The 17,742-nt window shown below is 40.4% G+C and carries 14 protein-coding genes and 1 pseudogene; 13 read left to right on the top strand and 2 right to left on the bottom strand.

The window, feature by feature from the left end; translation table 11 throughout:
* Positions 1 to 12 precede the first annotated feature (12 nt).
* Together ACE01T_RS06770 and cysK are read right to left on the bottom strand one after the other, a co-directional pair.
* Positions 13 to 948 (bottom strand): LysR substrate-binding domain-containing protein, encoded by a 936-nt coding sequence (locus ACE01T_RS06770; RefSeq protein WP_086196961.1) that lies wholly within the window; start codon positions 946 to 948, stop codon positions 13 to 15.
* 350 nt (positions 949 to 1,298) lie between these two features.
* Positions 1,299 to 2,297: a cysteine synthase A gene (gene cysK, locus ACE01T_RS06765; protein WP_180042573.1), complete on the bottom strand. Its 999-nt coding sequence runs from the start codon at positions 2,295 to 2,297 to the stop codon at positions 1,299 to 1,301.
* Between the two features lie 266 nt (positions 2,298 to 2,563).
* Between cysK and plsB the strand changes: the two genes are divergently transcribed.
* From plsB to gcvH, 13 genes and pseudogenes are all read left to right on the top strand, one after another.
* Positions 2,564 to 5,065: a glycerol-3-phosphate 1-O-acyltransferase PlsB gene (gene plsB, locus ACE01T_RS06760; RefSeq protein WP_180042574.1), complete on the top strand. Its 2,502-nt coding sequence runs from the start codon at positions 2,564 to 2,566 to the stop codon at positions 5,063 to 5,065.
* A gap of 184 nt (positions 5,066 to 5,249) precedes the next feature.
* Positions 5,250 to 5,567, top strand: a complete 318-nt coding sequence (locus ACE01T_RS06755) for an ArsR/SmtB family transcription factor (RefSeq protein ID WP_086196964.1) — start codon at positions 5,250 to 5,252, stop codon at positions 5,565 to 5,567.
* Between the two features lie 101 nt (positions 5,568 to 5,668).
* Entirely contained in the window at positions 5,669 to 7,393 is a 1,725-nt protein-coding gene (locus tag ACE01T_RS06750) for a SulP family inorganic anion transporter (RefSeq protein ID WP_180042575.1), read from the top strand.
* A 313-nt stretch (positions 7,394 to 7,706) separates the two neighbouring features.
* Positions 7,707 to 8,900, top strand: a complete 1,194-nt coding sequence (sstT, locus tag ACE01T_RS06745; RefSeq protein WP_180042576.1) for a serine/threonine transporter SstT — start codon at positions 7,707 to 7,709, stop codon at positions 8,898 to 8,900.
* A 32-nt stretch (positions 8,901 to 8,932) separates the two neighbouring features.
* Positions 8,933 to 9,607, top strand: a complete 675-nt coding sequence (locus tag ACE01T_RS06740; RefSeq protein WP_180042577.1) for a YoaK family protein — start codon at positions 8,933 to 8,935, stop codon at positions 9,605 to 9,607.
* Between the two features lie 14 nt (positions 9,608 to 9,621).
* Entirely contained in the window at positions 9,622 to 10,158 is a 537-nt protein-coding gene (locus ACE01T_RS06735; protein WP_395518992.1) for a DUF2058 domain-containing protein, read from the top strand.
* Between the two features lie 214 nt (positions 10,159 to 10,372).
* Positions 10,373 to 11,629, top strand: coding sequence for a mechanosensitive ion channel family protein (locus ACE01T_RS06730; protein ID WP_180042578.1), 1,257 nt, complete (start codon positions 10,373 to 10,375; stop codon positions 11,627 to 11,629).
* Between the two features lie 92 nt (positions 11,630 to 11,721).
* Positions 11,722 to 13,143 carry a cryptochrome/photolyase family protein gene (locus tag ACE01T_RS06725; RefSeq protein ID WP_180042579.1) on the top strand — a complete coding sequence of 474 codons (1,422 nt, stop codon included), beginning with the start codon at positions 11,722 to 11,724 and terminating at the stop codon, positions 13,141 to 13,143.
* A gap of 114 nt (positions 13,144 to 13,257) precedes the next feature.
* Positions 13,258 to 13,518 (top strand): annotated as a pseudogene (locus ACE01T_RS06720) (IS5/IS1182 family transposase); the annotation flags it as partial.
* 200 nt (positions 13,519 to 13,718) lie between these two features.
* A complete protein-coding gene (locus tag ACE01T_RS06715) occupies positions 13,719 to 15,572 on the top strand; it encodes an ABC transporter ATP-binding protein (RefSeq protein WP_180042580.1) in 1,854 nt (617 codons plus the stop codon).
* Positions 15,572 to 16,021 carry a MaoC family dehydratase gene (locus tag ACE01T_RS06710; protein ID WP_180042581.1) on the top strand — a complete coding sequence of 150 codons (450 nt, stop codon included), beginning with the start codon at positions 15,572 to 15,574 and terminating at the stop codon, positions 16,019 to 16,021. Before ACE01T_RS06715 ends, ACE01T_RS06710 begins: the two co-directional genes overlap by 1 nt.
* A 108-nt stretch (positions 16,022 to 16,129) precedes the next feature.
* The gene (locus ACE01T_RS06705; RefSeq protein WP_395518991.1) at positions 16,130 to 17,158 is read left to right on the top strand and encodes a helix-turn-helix transcriptional regulator; all 1,029 of its coding nucleotides are present in this window, start codon (positions 16,130 to 16,132) and stop codon (positions 17,156 to 17,158) included.
* Between the two features lie 71 nt (positions 17,159 to 17,229).
* Positions 17,230 to 17,604, top strand: coding sequence for a glycine cleavage system protein GcvH (gcvH, locus tag ACE01T_RS06700; RefSeq protein ID WP_086196973.1), 375 nt, complete (start codon positions 17,230 to 17,232; stop codon positions 17,602 to 17,604).
* The last annotated feature ends 138 nt before the right edge of the window (positions 17,605 to 17,742 follow it).

The following is a 17,742-nucleotide window of genomic DNA, read 5'->3' as shown; positions in this document are numbered from 1 at the left end:
TCAATAAATCAATTATTGATGAATGATTTTATGCATAGGGTCATCCAGGTCATTCATTTTCGAGAACAATTCATAACACATCTGCCGCAGCCATTGATGGCTGGTCTTGTGATGGCAGGACATATGCCAATATTGCTTGACTGCATAGGTGGGGAAAGTAATCGGTGCATCAAAGATCTGTAAATTGCCGCGCGACAATAACACTTCACTTAAATAATAAGGTACGGTCGCAATTGCATCGGTTTCCTGTACCACTAGCCCAACGCCCAGATAACTGGGCAAGCGCATCAAGATATTACGTTTCAGTTCTAAATTTAACAATTCATTTTCAATATGATAATGCCCCATTCCGGCATCAATATCGATATGGGGTTCATTGATATATTGTTCAGTGCTTAGACTGTTTTCGCTCAGCCGCGGATGGTTTTTGGATGCAATCACCACATAATATTGCTCAAACAGTTTTTGCTGATAAAAACCATTTTCCAGATGGGGTAAAAAACCAATCGCCAGATCAATTTCTCCATTGGCCATTTGATAACTGGTTTCAGAAGTAATGGCGCGAACATTTAAACGAATATTTGAAGCATGCTGTTTTAAATATTGGGAAATTTTAGGCAATAACACCAAATGCGACACATCGGTCATGGCAATAGTAAATTTCTGCTGTGAAGTAGTCTGGTCAAAATCAACGGTGAAATTATTGATGATTTCAACTTTACTTAAGGCTTCACTGACCAGTGGAAACAGCTGTTTCGACAGTTCAGTCGGCACCATTTCATTGCCGATTCTTAAGAAAAGCGGGTCATTATAATGCTGACGAATTTTATTCAGGATATTACTGACTGTGGGCTGACTCATGGCCAGATATTCAGCCGCGACAGAAACACTTTTATATTTATAAATATAAAGAAAAACGCTGAGTAATTTACAGTCGAGCTCAAACACCGATTCAAATCCCTAAATCTTTAATTTGTAGAGGCAATACATCATCTGCCTTTTGAGTGCTATTTCCAATGTCCATTTATACCGAAATAGCATGCCATACGAATAAGCTTTGGCTGAAGCTTATAAAATAAATTCTATCAATAAAAATCAAAATAACATAACAGACCGCTTTCATCATGGTTGACACCCTCTTTTTATTTTTCTCCGTAAGCAGAATTGAAATGTATTTCAAGTCTGTGTAAGAAAAATCAAAGGGATGGATGAAAGAGGTCTAAAGAAGCAAATCACTCAAACGGTTTGACTTAAACCTGACTGCCTCAAATTTAAGTCAAACCTTAACGTGTGAGCAATTAATCTGCTGAAATATCTTCAAACAATACTGAAGATAAATAGCGCTCACCGGCATCCGGTAAAATTACCACAATGTTTTTACCGGCATTTTCAGGACGTGCTGCCAATTGAGCTGCGGCTGCCATGGCTGCACCACTTGAAATACCCACCAGAATACCGTCATGGGTTGCTGTTTTGCGTGCCCATTCAATAGCTGTATCACTTTCAATAGCAATGACTTCATCCACTAAATCCAGATCCAGGTTTTTCGGAATAAAGTTGGCGCCAATGCCCTGAATTTTATGCGGTCCCGGAGTCAATGGCTCGCCACGTTTCGTCTGACCAATAATCGGTGATTCCGCAGGTTCCACAGCAACCGAATAAAGCGGCTGATTTTTTACCTGTTCAAAATAACGTGAAATACCGGAAATGGTGCCACCCGTACCGACGCCAGACACTAGGATATCGACTTTACCGCCAGTAGCTTCCCAAATTTCGGGGCCTGTGGTCTGTTCATGGATTTTCGGGTTGGCCGGGTTTTCAAACTGTTGCGGTAAAAAATACACATCCGGTTGTTCCGTGGCTAAACGTACTGCTTCATCGACCGCACCTTTCATGCCTTTGGCCGGTTCAGTCAGTACCAGATTTGCACCAAAAGCCTTCAGCACCTTACGGCGCTCAACACTCATGCTTGCAGGCATGGTTAAGGTAATGTCATAACCTTTGGCAGCTGCAACAAATGCCAGTGCAATACCGGTATTACCACTGGTTGGCTCGACAATATGCATGCCCGGTTTAAGCAAACCTTTTTCTTCAGCATCTACAATTAAAGCGGCACCTACCCGGCATTTCACCGAGAATGCCGGATTACGGCTTTCAACTTTTGCCAATACGGTTGCATCGGATGAAATGGCACGATTAATACGAATTAAAGGTGTATTGCCAATCGCTTCAGCATTATCACTATAAACCGCTATGGCTAAATTGTTCGGTGCTGGAAAAGCAGAATCAGTACTCATTTTAACTCCTTGAGCTGTCTTTTGATTTTAAAGTCATGCGCTCATCATAAGCCATTTAGACCTTCAATATAAGTTTTTCTATTGCTATGCTTATTCAACTTAAGTTGTGATTTCAATCTAAAAAACAATGCTTTTTAAACCGATAAGCTTGTAATATTGACCAAAGAGTTACCACTTAAATGACGTAATTGTCATCAATAAAGTTTGTATTTATTCATGCAATTGCACACAATATCCAGCAAATGAAAACTGATTTAGGGAATCACATGTCTCATAAGAGTTATAGCCGGTTCTATCGACAATTTACACAGAAAATTTTAGATAAAATTGTGACTCCTCAAGTCTTGGGTAATACTGAAAAATTAAAAAAAACCTTAGAATATCAAACAGATAAAAAAATAATTTGCTATGTATTACAAGATGCATCCTTAAGCAACACGGTCCTGATTGATACTGAAGCCAAAGCACGCCAACTGCCTTCTGTTTTTACACCTTTCAGCATTCAGGAGTTGCAGGAAGATGATTCTATTCTGGCTTTAAACCTACCTAACTCACAAAATCAAACCTATCATTATTCGGCCAAGCTCATTCGGCTGATTGAAGCTCTGGAAAAATATCCCGAATACGAAATAGAACTGGTTCCGGTGACGGTTTTATGGGGCCGCTCACCCGAATATGAAGACTCCTGGTTTAAAGCCTTATTTGCCGATGCCTGGGCGACACCATCCAAATTAAAGCAGGCCTTGAATATTTCTTTATATAGCCGTGAAAACTATATTGAATTTCACAAACCCATTTCCCTAAGAGCAGCTATAGAAAAATCTAAAATTGAATATCCAAACTTTTCCCCGGCACATTCTGTGGTCAAGGAACTTAATAGCAATTTCAATAAATACAAAGAAGCCATTTTAGGTCCCGACTTATCCGACCGCCGTAATCTCATTAACAAGTTAATGAAAACCGAAACGGTGCAAGATGCCATTCGTAAAGAAAGTATTGACAACAAAATCAGCATGTTCGAAGCAGAGAACCGTGCCAAAGGCTATTTAACCGAAGTGGTTTCGGACTTTTCCTATTCTACCCTACGTTTTGCCGAACTGGCGCTGACCAAACTCTGGACGCAACTTTATGATGGAATTGAAGTGCATAATTTCGATACCGTTCGCGAGCTGGCCAAAGATTACGAAATTGTCTATACCCCATGCCATCGCAGTCATATTGACTATTTATTGCTGTCTTATGTGATTTTTAACCGCGGCTTGATGGTTCCGCATATTGCGGCAGGCATTAACCTCAACCTGCCTGTGGTCGGTCAGATCATGCGTGGTGGCGGTGCTTATTTCATCCGTCGCACATTTAGCGGAAATGAGTTATATACCTCTGTTTTTAAAGAATATTTACATAGTTTATTGTCGCGTAACACCCCTTTGGAATACTTTATTGAAGGCGGCCGTTCACGGACTGGTCTGCTGTTACCACCGAAAAAAGGCATGCTGTCGATGACGGTACAAAGCCATTTACGTGGTGCAACCAAGCCGATTGCCTTTATTCCCACTTATTTTGGTTATGAAAAACTGATTGAAGGCACCTCTTATTTAAATGAACTAAATGGCAAACCAAAAGAAGCCGAATCGATCTGGGGCATCTTGAGTTCAGTCCGTAAAATTGAAAAAGTCTTTGGCCAGGTGCATGTCAATTTTGGGGAACCGGTTTTTCTGGATCAGGTTTTAGCTGAACATCAAGCCAGGGATATTAAACTCGACATTCATGATGAATTACCCCAGCCTGTGATTCAAACCGTGAACCAAGTTGCAAATTCTATTTTGGAAAATATTAATAAAGCAGTGGTAATTAATCCCATCTCTTTAATTTCACTTATTTTATTGAATGCAGATAATCACGCTTTAACTGAACATGATTTAATCGGTAAAATTGATCAATATCGTCATTTATTAAAAATAATGAAATATGATGCAAAAATGATCATGACAGAATTATCGAGCACAGAGATTATTCAATATGCTGCAAAATTAAAACAGGTTGAAATCTTCAGCCAAAATAACCAAAACTGGGTACGCGTTGCCGAAAGTCAAAAAATTCTATTAAGTTATTTTAGTAATAATATTCTACACTGTTTTATTTTACCGGCATTAATTGCAATGCTGGTGCATTCGTATAAAAAAATCTCTACACGTTATTTAACCGACACCCTTAAAAATATTTATCCCTATTTTAAAGAAGAATTTTTCTTAAAATGGTCTATGGATGAATTAGAAAAAGAAATCACAATCATTATAGATGGTTTAGAACATTTAGGCTGGATTGTTCGTCAGGATCAAACCCTTTCTATCCCAGCCGATGAACACATGCAAAACCAGTTTGTAACATTGGCCCATTTGTCTGCTTCTAGCCTAAATAACATGACTATGATTGCTACATTACTTCAGCAATATGCTTCGTTGCAAGCACTGAGCCTGAAAGAACTGGAGAAAATGGGTAAAGCGGTACTAAACAAACTGTCACAAACCAAAAAGATTCAGGCCGGTTATTATTTTGACAGCGCCACCTTAAAAAGCTTTATTGCTATTTTAAAAGAAAAAGGTCTGCTCAGTACTCAAGAAAATCATTTTGTCATTAGCGATGATTTTGAAGAAAAAATGTCTGCAATTTTTAACTGGTATAATCCTGAAACGCGTCAGGCAATCACTGAAGCCGTGCATTTTAATGAAAAAGAATTAAAAGGATTTAAACAGACCCATAAAAATTGATAAATCATATTCTGCATTGCTATCAGGCATTTAATCTGGATTAAATGCCTTATTTTAATGGATATAAGAATATCTGATAATTACTTTCATAAAAAACCATTGAAAATGTTACATTTTCATCCTATATGAGATTAATCAGGCAGTATACTGCCTAGGTTACTGTTGCGTAGTATGGAAATGCTGTATGAACACCGATCTTGAAATTGCTTCTATGCATGAGTCTATTGATGTTGTTGTCACAATATTAAAATCATTAGCCAATACAGATCGTTTACTTATTTTATGTCATCTTGCCAAACAAGAATTAAATGTCTCCCAAATAGAACAGACGACAAAAATAAGCCAGCCTACCTTATCACAGCAACTGATGATGCTACGTAAAAGCGATATGGTGACCACACGTCGCGATGGAAAACAGATTTTTTATTCCATTAAAGATGAAAAACTGGTTCAGGTACTCAATACCCTATATCAACTCTATTGTCCTAAAAATTTAATTTAATCATATAAATAAAAGAAAATTGAGAAGATGTAATCGTCCTGATAAGACTTCTTAGCATTTTTTATGCATAATATATCTAAAATAGTGATTTAGCTTTAGATATGTCAGATTTAAATTCTCGCTTAACGGCGCTATTACCCTCTTGGCGCTGGCTGCGTACCTACAACCCGACCAAGTTTAAATCTGACCTTCTTTCAGCTCTTATTGTCATTGCAATGCTGGTTCCGCAAGGTATGGCCTATGCCATGCTGGCAGGACTACCGCCCATTACGGGACTGTATGCCAGTATTTTGCCCATGATCATTTACGCCATGGTCGGGAGCAGTCCTACGCTTTCTATTGGCCCGGTCGCGATTATTTCCATGATGACTTTCGCGACACTCAATCCGTTATTTGAGGTTGGCTCACCAGTTTATATACAGGCTGCCTGCCTGCTTGCAGTAATGGTGGGTGTCATTTCCTTATTGCTCGGGATATTTCGATTTGGCTTTCTGATTCAGCTGATTAGTCATCCGGTCATCAAGAGTTTTATTATTGCTTCTGCGCTGCTGATTGCTTTGGGTCAATTCAAATTTCTGGTCGATGTACCTTTAAAGGCGAATAATATCCCTGAGTTTGTAGTCAGCGTTTGGCAATATCTAAGGTACAGCAATTTCGCCTCTTTGATGTTTGGCATGCTTGCGCTCATTTTTCTGATTTATTTCCCTAAAGTTTTACAGTCCAATGCTGTGCAAAGCCGAATAGGGTCGACTGCATTTATGACGAAAGCCTTACCTTTAAGTTTGGTGGTCATTTCAATTGCGGCGGTCTATTTTCTGGATTTAAAAGCCGTAGGCATTAAAACAGTAGGAGAAATCCCCTCAGGTTTTCCCCCGCTGAGTATGCCCTACTGGAGTCTGGATCTGGTCATTACCTTGTTACCCGGTGCAGCAATGATCGCCATGATCAGCTTTGTCGAGTCTTTATCTATTGCTCAAGCGACTGCCCTACAGCAACGCAGTCATTTAAATAGTAACCAGGAACTTATCGCATTGGGTTTATCCAATTTAAGTGCCGGGCTCAGCTCAGCATTTCCGGTTACCGGAAGCTTATCGCGCACGGTGGTCAATGCAGATGCCGGTGCCAAAACTCCGCTGGCAGGGGTCATTTCATCTCTGCTTATTGTAGTGGTCAGTCTTTATTTTACCGGCTTTTTCCGTGATTTGCCTTTAGGTATTCTGGCCGCCACCATCATCGTTTCTATCTGGAAACTGGTTGATTTCAAGCCCTTTATTGAAACCTGGCGTTATTCCAAAGCTGATGGTATTGCCATGTGGATTACCTTCTTTGGTGTGCTCTGCATCGATATCTCGACTGGTTTGCTACTGGGTATTGTTTCTACCTTTATTCTGCTGCTGTGGCGGATCAGCCGTCCGCATATTGCCGTCATTGGTCTGGTTGAAGGAACCCAGCATTTTAGAAATATACAGCGTCATCAGGTACTGACCTCAGACACAGTCCTGTCCATGCGGATAGATGAAAATCTGACCTTTCTAAATGCCAATACCTTTAAAGGTTTTCTGATTAATGCCGTGAGTCAGTATACAGATTTAGAGCATGTGGTCATTAACTGCTCCAGTATTAGTGCCATCGATCTGAGCGCGCTGGAAATGCTGGAAGACCTGAATGCCGAGTTAAATAAACTGAACATTAAACTGAATTTTTCCGAAATTAAGGGTCCAGTGATGGATAAATTACAACATTCAAAACTGCTGCATCACTTAAGTGGCCGGATTTATCTGTCTCATTTTCAGGCCATGCAAGAACTTTCCCCGGAAGTATTTTAAGACAAATCAGATATAAATGATCTCACTCAATTTCTGCTGTGGTTTTTTGAGACTGCCTTTGATATTTTATTAAGAGCTTGAAAATAGAATCTTTTAACAGAGTACAACACAGCAGAATAATCGGAAGCATTTGTATTATTTGAATATTTAAAAAATATGGCAAAAATTTGATGAAAAACTAAAAATATCAACTTTAAAAATAAGCAGTTAGTTTTTATATGGAAATTATTTTTTAGCCATATCACTTTTAGGTATAAAATGCCGAATATTTTTTGTGATTTTTTAGTCCTCGTATTTGTAACAAGGCACCTTTATGTTTTCTGCTTTAATGCGTTTGAGTTTAGTCTCCCGAATTATTATCGCCATTATTCTGGGTATTGGTGTTGCTGTTTTGTTCCCGAATCTGGCTCCTTATTTAAGCCTGTTAGGTGACCTGTTTATTAAAGCACTTAAATCTGTTGCACCCATTTTAGTTTTTGTGCTGGTTTTAGCCTCTATTGCTAATTTTAAAGTCGGACATAGCGCGAAAATTAAACCCATCATACTAATGTATGCAATTGGAATGTTACTGGCTGCATTAAGTGCCGTAATTGCCAGTATCATTTTTCCAAGTACCTTGTTTTTGGATATTCCCGCAAATGCAGACTTGCAACCACCCGGTAGTCTGATTGAAATCTTAAAAAACCTGCTTTTAAGTTTTGTGGCCAATCCTGTGGTTGCGATTAGTGAAGCCAACTTTATTGGTATTTTGGCCTGGGCTGTTGCTTTGGGGGTTGCATTCCGTCATGCCCATGACTCAACAAAAGTATTGCTCACCGATGCTGCAAATGCCGTAAATACCGTGATCCGTTTAGTCATCAATTTTGCCCCAGTGGGTATTTTTGGTCTGGTTGCCGTGACCTTTGCAGAAGCTGGATTAAGTACGTTTGAGAGCTATGCACAATTGTTAGCAGTATTGATTGGCACCATGTTGTTTGTGGCATTGGTAGTCAATCCAATGATGGTGGCCTTTGTGACCCGTGCAAATCCCTATCCACTGGTTTTTCAATGTTTACGCGAAAGTGGCATTACGGCGTTTTTTACTCGCAGTTCGGCAGCCAATATTCCTGTGAATCTGGATTTGGCCAAACGTTTAGGTGTTGCTGAATCTACAGCCAGCGTTGCCATTCCTTTAGGAGCAACGATTAATATGGCGGGGGCTGCTGTTACCATTACCGTCCTCACCTTAGCCACTGTAAATACACTGGGTATTTCGGTGGATTTCACCACCATGCTGGTTTTATCGGTACTGGCAACCATTTCAGCCTGTGGTGCTTCCGGTGTTGCCGGGGGATCTTTATTGCTGATTCCTGTCGCTTGTGGCCTGTTTGGGATCAGTTCAGATGTCGCCATGCAAGTGGTAGCTATTGGTATGGTGATTAGCGTATTGCAGGATTCAACAGAAACTGCATTAAATTCTTCAACAGATGTGCTATTTACTGCTGCCGTTGACCGCGGTTTGGATTAAGATAGTCATTATTAAGTTTTTTTTGTGACGTTATGCCTTTTCAAACTTTACCGCTCTGGGTTCAATTAGGGGCTTTTTTTCTTGCAGTCAATGCAGGAATGATTAACGTTCTCGGACTGGTGACCGTGCTGCATCAGTCCGTTTCCCATATGACCGGAAATGTCAGCATGTTGGCCATGGCTTTACTCAAGTGGGAACCTGAACACATCCTTTACTTAATCCTGGTTATTCTATGCTATGTCATTGGCTCATTTTATAGTGGATTTATACTAGGAAATAGTCAGTTTAAGTTAGGACACCGCTACGGTTTGCCCTTAAGTCTGGTGGCTTTTTTTATCCTGTTATGTTGGCTTTTACTTCCCTATTTCCCGCGTTATGCCTTACTTTGGGCATGTGGTGCCATGGGTATCCAGAATGCTATGGTCAGTCATTATAAAGGTACGATTATTCGTACAACCCACTTATCGGGTGTTTTGACCGATTTAGGCTTGGCTTTAGGCTACAGGTTACGGGGACTAAAAGTAGAACGTAGACGTATTATTCTGCACTTGCTCATTTTATTTGGATTTTTCATTGGCGGTCTACTTGCCAGCGTGATTTATCCTTATTTAAAATTGCATGCCTACCTTGTCCCAGTGATGTTAAGCTGGACACTTAGCTTGATTTATTGGGTTATTTATTATCGTTATCGGCAGACTCAAGAGTAATATCGGAATTTATTATGGTCAAAAATGCATTACAGGCTCAATTGCTAAAAGCGGGTTTAGTCGATAATAAAAAGGCTAAAAAACTGTCAAAACAGGCCGTACATGAGCAACGTACCGGACAAAGCAATGAAGCTGAATTAAAGGCCAAAATTGCTCAAGACCAGCAAGAAAAGCTGGCTCGCGATCAGGCGCTGGATTTAGAAAAAAAACGCCTGTTACAGGGTAAAGAATTAAAAGCTGCCATTGTGCAAATGATCAATCAGCACAAAATTAAAGATACCGATGGCGAAGTGGCCTACCAGTTTATTGATGACAATAAAGTCAAAAAGATTTATCTCAATCAGCAGATTTACAATGCGCTGGTTGCAGGTTCACTCATTATTGCCAAAGAAGCAGATAGTTATGCCGTTTTGCCTAAAGCCTTGGCAGAGCGCATTAACGACAAGATGGAAGGCTTCATTATTGTCAACAATTCTGAAAAGAATGAACAGACCATCGATGAAGACGATCCATATGCAGCCTACGTCATTCCAGATGATTTAATGTGGTAAGTCCAGCTCATCAATTATTGAAGGAATTCACTATGCCAGTATTCGTATTGGCATAGATAACAAGAACAGAATAATGATAAGAAATTAAGTAATTTCAGCATCAGCCCAGCTGGTGAATTTTATTTGAGTTCGTGTATATAAAACGTTATCTTTATAATAATCAAAAAATAACGCTATACACTATTCCATAATTTAAAAAATTCAAGGTAAGTTTTTGGAACAATTGGCATTCATACAAAATATTCAGGACTGGTCAGATCACTATCCATGGCTAGAAATGTTCACCTCTCTCAGTATTTTAATTTTACTGGCATTCCTGGCAAATTTTATTGCCAAGCAAGTAGTGGTTCGTGGTATCCGCCAACTGATTTCCAAGATGAAATTTGTCAATCAGGACATTTTTGCCCAGCATAGTGTTATCCGCCGGATTTCAAACATTGTGCCAGCGATTGTGATTATGAATGGTATTGTCACTGTTCCGCATCTTTCAGAAAAAGTCATTGTTTTTGTTCAGATGGCGGCACAGGCATTTATTTTTCTCACTCTTGCTTTAGCCATCAGTGAATTTTTAAGTATTTTCAATCTGGTTTATCAACGTAATCCTAAATCAAAAAACAAACCAATTAAAGGTTATTTACAGCTGGTTAAGCTGATTATCTTTATTGTCTGTGGCTTGATGATTTTAGGTACTTTCCTCAAAAAAGATGTCTTTACTTTGCTGGCAGGTTTTGGTGCCATGGCAGCAGTACTGATGTTGATATTTCAAAATACCATTCTCTCCTTGGTAGCCTCAGTACAAATTTCATCTTATGACATGGTGCGAATTGGTGACTGGATAGAAATGCCTTCACTGAATGCCGACGGTGATGTCATTGATATGTCATTACATACCATTACCGTGCAAAATTTTGACAAAACCTTAACCACTATTCCAACCAATAAGCTGGTAACAGATACTTTTAAAAACTGGCGCGGTATGGCGTATGCTGGAGTACGCCGTATCAAAAGGTCCATCTTTATTGATCAAAGTAGTGTGCATTTTATGACACCGGATGAGCAGCAAAAACTAAAAGATTTTTTATTGCTGGATCAATATTTAAATAGCAAACATGATGAGCTGGAAAGCTTTAACCAGCAACTCTCGAACCAATCTTTATACAATCAGCGCCGTTTAACCAATTTAGGTACCTTCCGCGCCTATGTTGAGTTTTACTTAAAACAGCATTCAGGCATCGCGCAAAATCAATCGCTGATTATTCGACAATTACAACCGACCAGTGAAGGTTTGCCCCTGGAAATTTATGCTTTTGCAAATACGACAGTATGGAAAGATTATGAGGCGATACAGTCTGATATCTTTGATCATTTGATTGCAATTGTCCCGGAATTTGGTTTAAGAGTTTATCAGGCACCATCCGGTGCGGATTTCAGGCAATTCACCGCACGTTCAGCAGATCAAGCCGAACTTTAAAAACAAACGGGCTGATGCAATAGTTAAAACGTATTGCTATTATTCTTATTTGTACTTGAATGATTTAACTGAAAATAAGGCATCCCCCGTTCATGCAATTAATATGGTTTCGACAGGACTTGCGTATACAAGACCATGCTGCACTTTGGCATGCGGTTCAATCTGGAAACTGTGTTGCCTTGGTGATTCTCTCACCTGAGCAATGGCAACAACATGATGACAGCCCTGCCAAACAAATATTTTATTTACGCCAACTAGAAACGCTCAAATCACAGCTCAATCAGCTAAATATTCCACTGCTGATCAAGCACATTCCTTTATGGAAAGATATACCCAATGAGATGCTGCAGCTTTGTCTGCGACTTGGTATTGACGCTGTACATGCCAATATTGAAATTGGAGTGAATGAATTAAAACGAGATGCTCAGACGCAAAAAAAACTGGAGGATCATCAGATCCCGTTTGAGCTTTATCATGACCAGACGATTTTTCCTGTCGGTTCAATCACAAATAAATCTAATCAGCCTTATCAAGTGTTTAGTGCTTTTAAAAAGCGCTGCTATGAACTTCTCAGCATTAGCCTGCCGCAATGTTATCCAGCAGTCGCAAAGCAGGAAAAAATAGCGCTTAACCTGGAACTAGAAAATACAAAAATCAGTGCATTAACCTATATGCAAAGCTGTGTATCAGATCAGTTACAGCAACTTTGGCCGGTGACGGAAGACTATGCCCTGAATATTTTGAACCATTTTGTTGACTCTAAAATGCAACACTATCAACAGGAACGGGATTTTCCTGATCTTAATTCAACCAGCCGATTGTCTGCTTATTTAAATATCGGTGCGGTTTCAATCAGGCAGTGCTTACAAGCTGTGTTTAGAAAGCAAAACGGTCATTTTCATATAGACAACGTGGGACAACAAACTTGGCTGGATGAATTGTTGTGGCGTGAGTTCTATCAACACATTCTTTATCAATTTCCTGCCGTTTCCAAACATCAACCTTTTAAGGCCAATACTCAAAAAATCCAATGGCGTAACGCCGAGCAAGAACTGATTGCCTGGCAGCAAGGTCAAACTGGAATCCCGATTGTAGATGCCGGTATGCGTCAGTTGCTACAAACGGGCTGGATGCATAATCGGGTTCGTATGATTACGGCAATGTTTTTGACCAAGAACCTGCTGATTGACTGGCGTCTGGGTGAAAAATGGTTCATGCAGCATTTAATTGATGGCAATTTGGCAGCCAACAATGGAGGCTGGCAGTGGTGTGCTTCAACGGGAACCGATGCAGTACCCTATTTTCGAATCTTCAACCCTATCACCCAATCGCAAAAGTTTGATCCAACTGGCGATTATATCCGCACATGGGTACCGGAACTGGCGCATCTGGATGCAAAAAAAATCCATGATCCTTATGCTTACCCACAGGTGCGAAAATTAAATTACCCACGGGCAATTGTGGATTTAAGCTTATCGCGCAGGCGTGCTATAGAGGCGTTTAAGGCAATCTGACTTGGAAATATTAAAGAATCGCCCTGCTCAATCAGGGCGAGACCCAAAACTACTGCAATCTACAAATCGTTTCAGTTGAATGCTGCTCTAAGGTGCCAAGGAGAATCCACCTAAAAGAATGCCAAGCCCTAAAAAGATTCTAAAATCAGTTCAATTGATCGAAATGAATTAATTCAAACCATTAATCTTGCGAAGCAGTGTTTCTCAGGTAGAACTTTCTGAAAAAAATGGTCGGGCTATCATCGACGAAGTTTAGCTGACGCCAAAATGCACTGTATCAAATTGTTAGGTGATCAATTAACTTCAAGACATTTTCAAAGCCAGGTGAATGAAATTCATGTATGTGTGGCTGTACTGAACAAATTTACCGAGTGAGGTAGACCTCATACCCAAGTGATCTCCTAAATTTTAATGATTTGGAGTAAATTCAGCTTTTAAATATTTATGTAACAAAGCCGTTAAAATGAAAAGTTTACTGATTTAATCAGACTTTTAGATATTCATTAAATTATTATTTATACTATTAAAGTTGCAATAATATTCAGCCTAACAGCCATTTACTCAAGGAAATTCGCATGTTGCAGTGGTTTGAAAAACTCGTCGACCCTTATCCATCCAAAGGTTTAAACGAACCACTTCCTACCCGTTTTTTCCCTTTTGTCTGGCAAGCCGCTCAAGGTGTGCGCACTTATTTATTGTTGCTGGTGCTCTTTACTGCAGCTGCTGCAAGTTTTGAAGCCTTTCTTTATTCTAAAATCGGTGATTTGGTGAACTGGCTAAGCAAGAGTCAACCAGACACTTTTTTGGCTGAACATAGCCAAAATCTTACGATCTTGAGCTGCATTCTGCTGGCCAATATCTTATTTGCCAATATGCAGTCTATTATCAAACATCAAATTTTATATAGTACGTTTCCCATGCGTTTACGCTGGCGTTTCCATAATTTACTGTTACAGCAAAGTCTAGACTTTTTTCACAATGACTTTGCCGGACGTTTATCTGCCAAAGTAATGCAGACTTCACTGGCGGTACGTGAATTCTGGGTGATTTTGGGTGATATGCTTGCCTATGTTCTGATCTACTTTGTCACGATCAGTCTGGTTCTGGGGGCAATTTCTCCACTACTGATTTTGCCTCTGCTGCTTTGGCTGGTACTGTTTATTTGTGCTGCCTGCTTTTTTATTCCACGTTTAAGCCAGATTTCAAGCCAGCAGGCCGATGCCCGTGCAGTGATGACCGGTCGTGTTACAGATGCCTATACCAACATTCAAACTGTGAAATTATTCGCTCACGCTGGCCGTGAAAGTAAATATGCCAAAGCATCCATGCAAGATTTCATGATCACGGTATATAAGCAAATGCGCCTGGGCACACAGTATGAGATCAGCATCAATTTACTCAGTGTGGTTTTATATGGTGGCGTTTTAGGTACCGCCATCTGGTTATGGATCAACGGTCAGGCCGAACTCGGTATTATTGCTGCAACGACCGCCATGATTTTAAAACTCAACAGTATTGCCGAATTTATGATGTGGCAGTCATCCGCACTGTTCGAAAATGTCGGAACCATTCAGGATGGTATGAAAACCTTGGGGCGTCCAATTCACATTCAGGACAAACCGGATGCGCAACCTTTACAGGTACAGCATGGTGAAATTAAATTTGAAGATGTCAGCTTTGCTTATCAAAATAAAAATGTGATTGATCATTTTAATTTAACCATTAAACCGGGAGAAAAAATTGGCATTGTCGGCCGCTCTGGTGCAGGAAAATCGACCCTGATTCAACTGTTATTGCATTTTTATAATATTAACCAAGGTCGTATTTCGATCGATGGTCAAAATATTCAAGATGTGACTCAGGACAGTTTGCGTAAAAATATTGCTTTTGTAACTCAGGATACCTCTTTGTTACATCGTACCGTGGCTGAAAATATTAAATATGGCCGTCCCGATGCAACAGATGAAGAGATGTTTGAAGCCGTGCGCAAAGCCAAGGCGGAAGATTTTATTCCACAGCTCACTGATTTGCGTGGCAAAACTGGCTATGAAGCCTATGTGGGGGAACGCGGTGTTAAACTATCGGGTGGTCAACGCCAGCGTATCGCCATTGCCCGGGTGTTTTTAAAAGATGCGCCAATTCTGATTTTAGACGAAGCCACCAGTGCCTTAGATTCTGAAGTAGAGGCGGCAATTCAATCCAGTCTGGATGAATTGATGCAAGGTAAAACCGTGATTGCGATTGCCCATCGACTATCCACCATTGCACAAATGGACCGTTTGATTGTGCTGGATGAAGGTAACATTGTAGAGCAAGGCACGCATGAAGAACTGGTTGCGCTGGGTGGTATTTATGCACATTTGTGGCAAAGACAGACGGGCAGTTTTTTAATCGAACAACAGGCATTGAAGAAAAAGGATATGTATTGATGCTGTATTTAGAAGATATAAAAGTGGGTGATCGTTTCATTAGCCGTGAATATGAAATGACCTTAGAAGAAATCAAACAGTTTGCACATGCTTATGATCCTCAAGTTTTTCATACTGATGAACATGAGGCCAAAGCACATCCTGTTTTTCAGGGCATTGCTGCCAGTGGCTGGCACACCTGTGCAGTTACCATGCGTTTATGGACTGAGTGTTTTCCGGTCGCTTATGGTTTGATTGGTTCAGAGTCCAGCCTGCGCTGGCCGCGTCCGACCCGTCCTGGCGATAAGATTCATGTCGAGATCGAAATTGTGGCAATTACGCCATCAAAAAGTAAAAATGACCGAGCTATAGTCAGTTATGTGACTCAGGCATTCAATCAGAACCATGATGTATTACTTATTTCAACCACTAAAATTGTGGTCTTTAAAAAAGATGTTCAGCCTGAATAATTTTCAGGCTTTAAAAATATTGTCCAACAATTTTAATCGAATACTGTTTCAACTCATACCAATATGGCATCTACAAATAGAAAAACGAATGAATGCAATGGATGGCGCATGAAAACGATTTCTCCAAGACAGGATCAAGGCATACCGGGTGTTTATGGACTGCTGCTGTTAGATGTGGTATCCCGTTGGGGTTACACTGCTGAAGCACTCTTCACCCCATTTCATTTAAACAGTGAACAGTTGGCAGACCCCAACTTTCGTATTCCGACACCAGTTGCCAATGAACTGGTCAAGCATGCACTACGTTTAACTGGCGAGCCGACACTGGGTTTCCATTTGGGCACCCAGATGCGTATCTCGATTCATGGTTTTATTGGTTATGCCATTATGACGGCACATGACATTACTGATGCCCTGATACTGGCGAACCGGTTTATCCAGCTACGTATGCCATTTTTACAACTTTATTTTTCCACCTTTGGTGAAAAAGCGACCTTACAGTTGCAGTGTGATTTTGATATTGAACCCTTACGTACTGAAATTGCCATTGCCCTGACCTTTGGCATTATTACCATGGCCAAAGCCCTGACCGGTTGTGAGGACCTGTCCGGGGAGATTGATTTTGATTTTCCCAAACCGTCCGGTTTTGAACGTTACATGGCAAAATTTCCATCGCATCAGTTCCGTTTCGAACAGCCACATCTATTAAGCAGTTTTGATAAAAAATATCTGAGCTTGAAAATGGTCAATGCTGACCCAATTGCCAGCCAGATTGCGATTAACCAGTGTGAAGCGGAACTGTCTGCCTTGGGCGAACGTCGCCGCCTAGCCATGCGGGTGCGTGACATTTTGACCAATTCTGAACAGCATTATTTAAGTATTGAAAATGTGGCAGATCGGCTGCATATGTCGGATCGCACTTTAAAACGTCAACTGGCAGCCGAAGGCACCTCATTTTCTACATTGGTAGATGAAGTACGTTATCGGCATGCCACTTCCCTGCTGTCACGTACTGATTACACGCTTGAGCAGATTGCCGATGAAATTGGTTATAGCGATGTCGCCAATTGCAGCCGTGCATTTAAGCGTTGGAGTGGGCGTAGTCCAAGCAATTGGCGTAAAGATCCTTATCTATAAACTTTTGTTTTTATCAAAAAACATGTATAAAACATGGCAAAAATGATTTGAATATTTTAAAGGAGTCATCCATGAATCACCCTTCAGAGTTAAAGTACGCAAGTACACACGAATGGGTCAAAATTGAAGGTGATCTGGTTATTACTGGGATTTCCGACCATGCACAAGATGCTTTGGGCGACCTGGTCTATGTTGAAGCGCCAGAAGTGGGTCAGAAAATCACTGCCGGTGAACAGGCAGGCGTAGTTGAATCGGTGAAAACGGCTTCTGATATTCATGCACCTGTTTCAGGTGAAGTGGTTGAAGTAAACTCAGCACTTGAAGATGATCCTGATTTTGTCAATGATGACCCTTATGGCAAAGGCTGGATTTATAAAATCAAGCCAGACAACATGGCGGATGTAGAGAAACTGCTTTCCAGTAGTGAATATGAAGCAGGTTTGTAATACTGCTTTAAATAAAAAAATCAGCCTGTATGGCGTAAGCGTCCGCTGAACACACCTTCTGAATTCATCCTATAAGCCTTAATTTAGTCCCCACTTAGAAACAAGTGGGGACTTAAATTTATGACTACAAATAATCAG

The sequence above is a fragment of the Acinetobacter uliginosus genome (assembly GCF_044130295.1).
Taxonomy (GTDB): Bacteria; Pseudomonadota; Gammaproteobacteria; order Pseudomonadales; family Moraxellaceae; genus Acinetobacter.
Note: the sequence above shows the minus strand (reverse complement) of the source record. Positions and strands in the feature narration are given on the sequence as shown.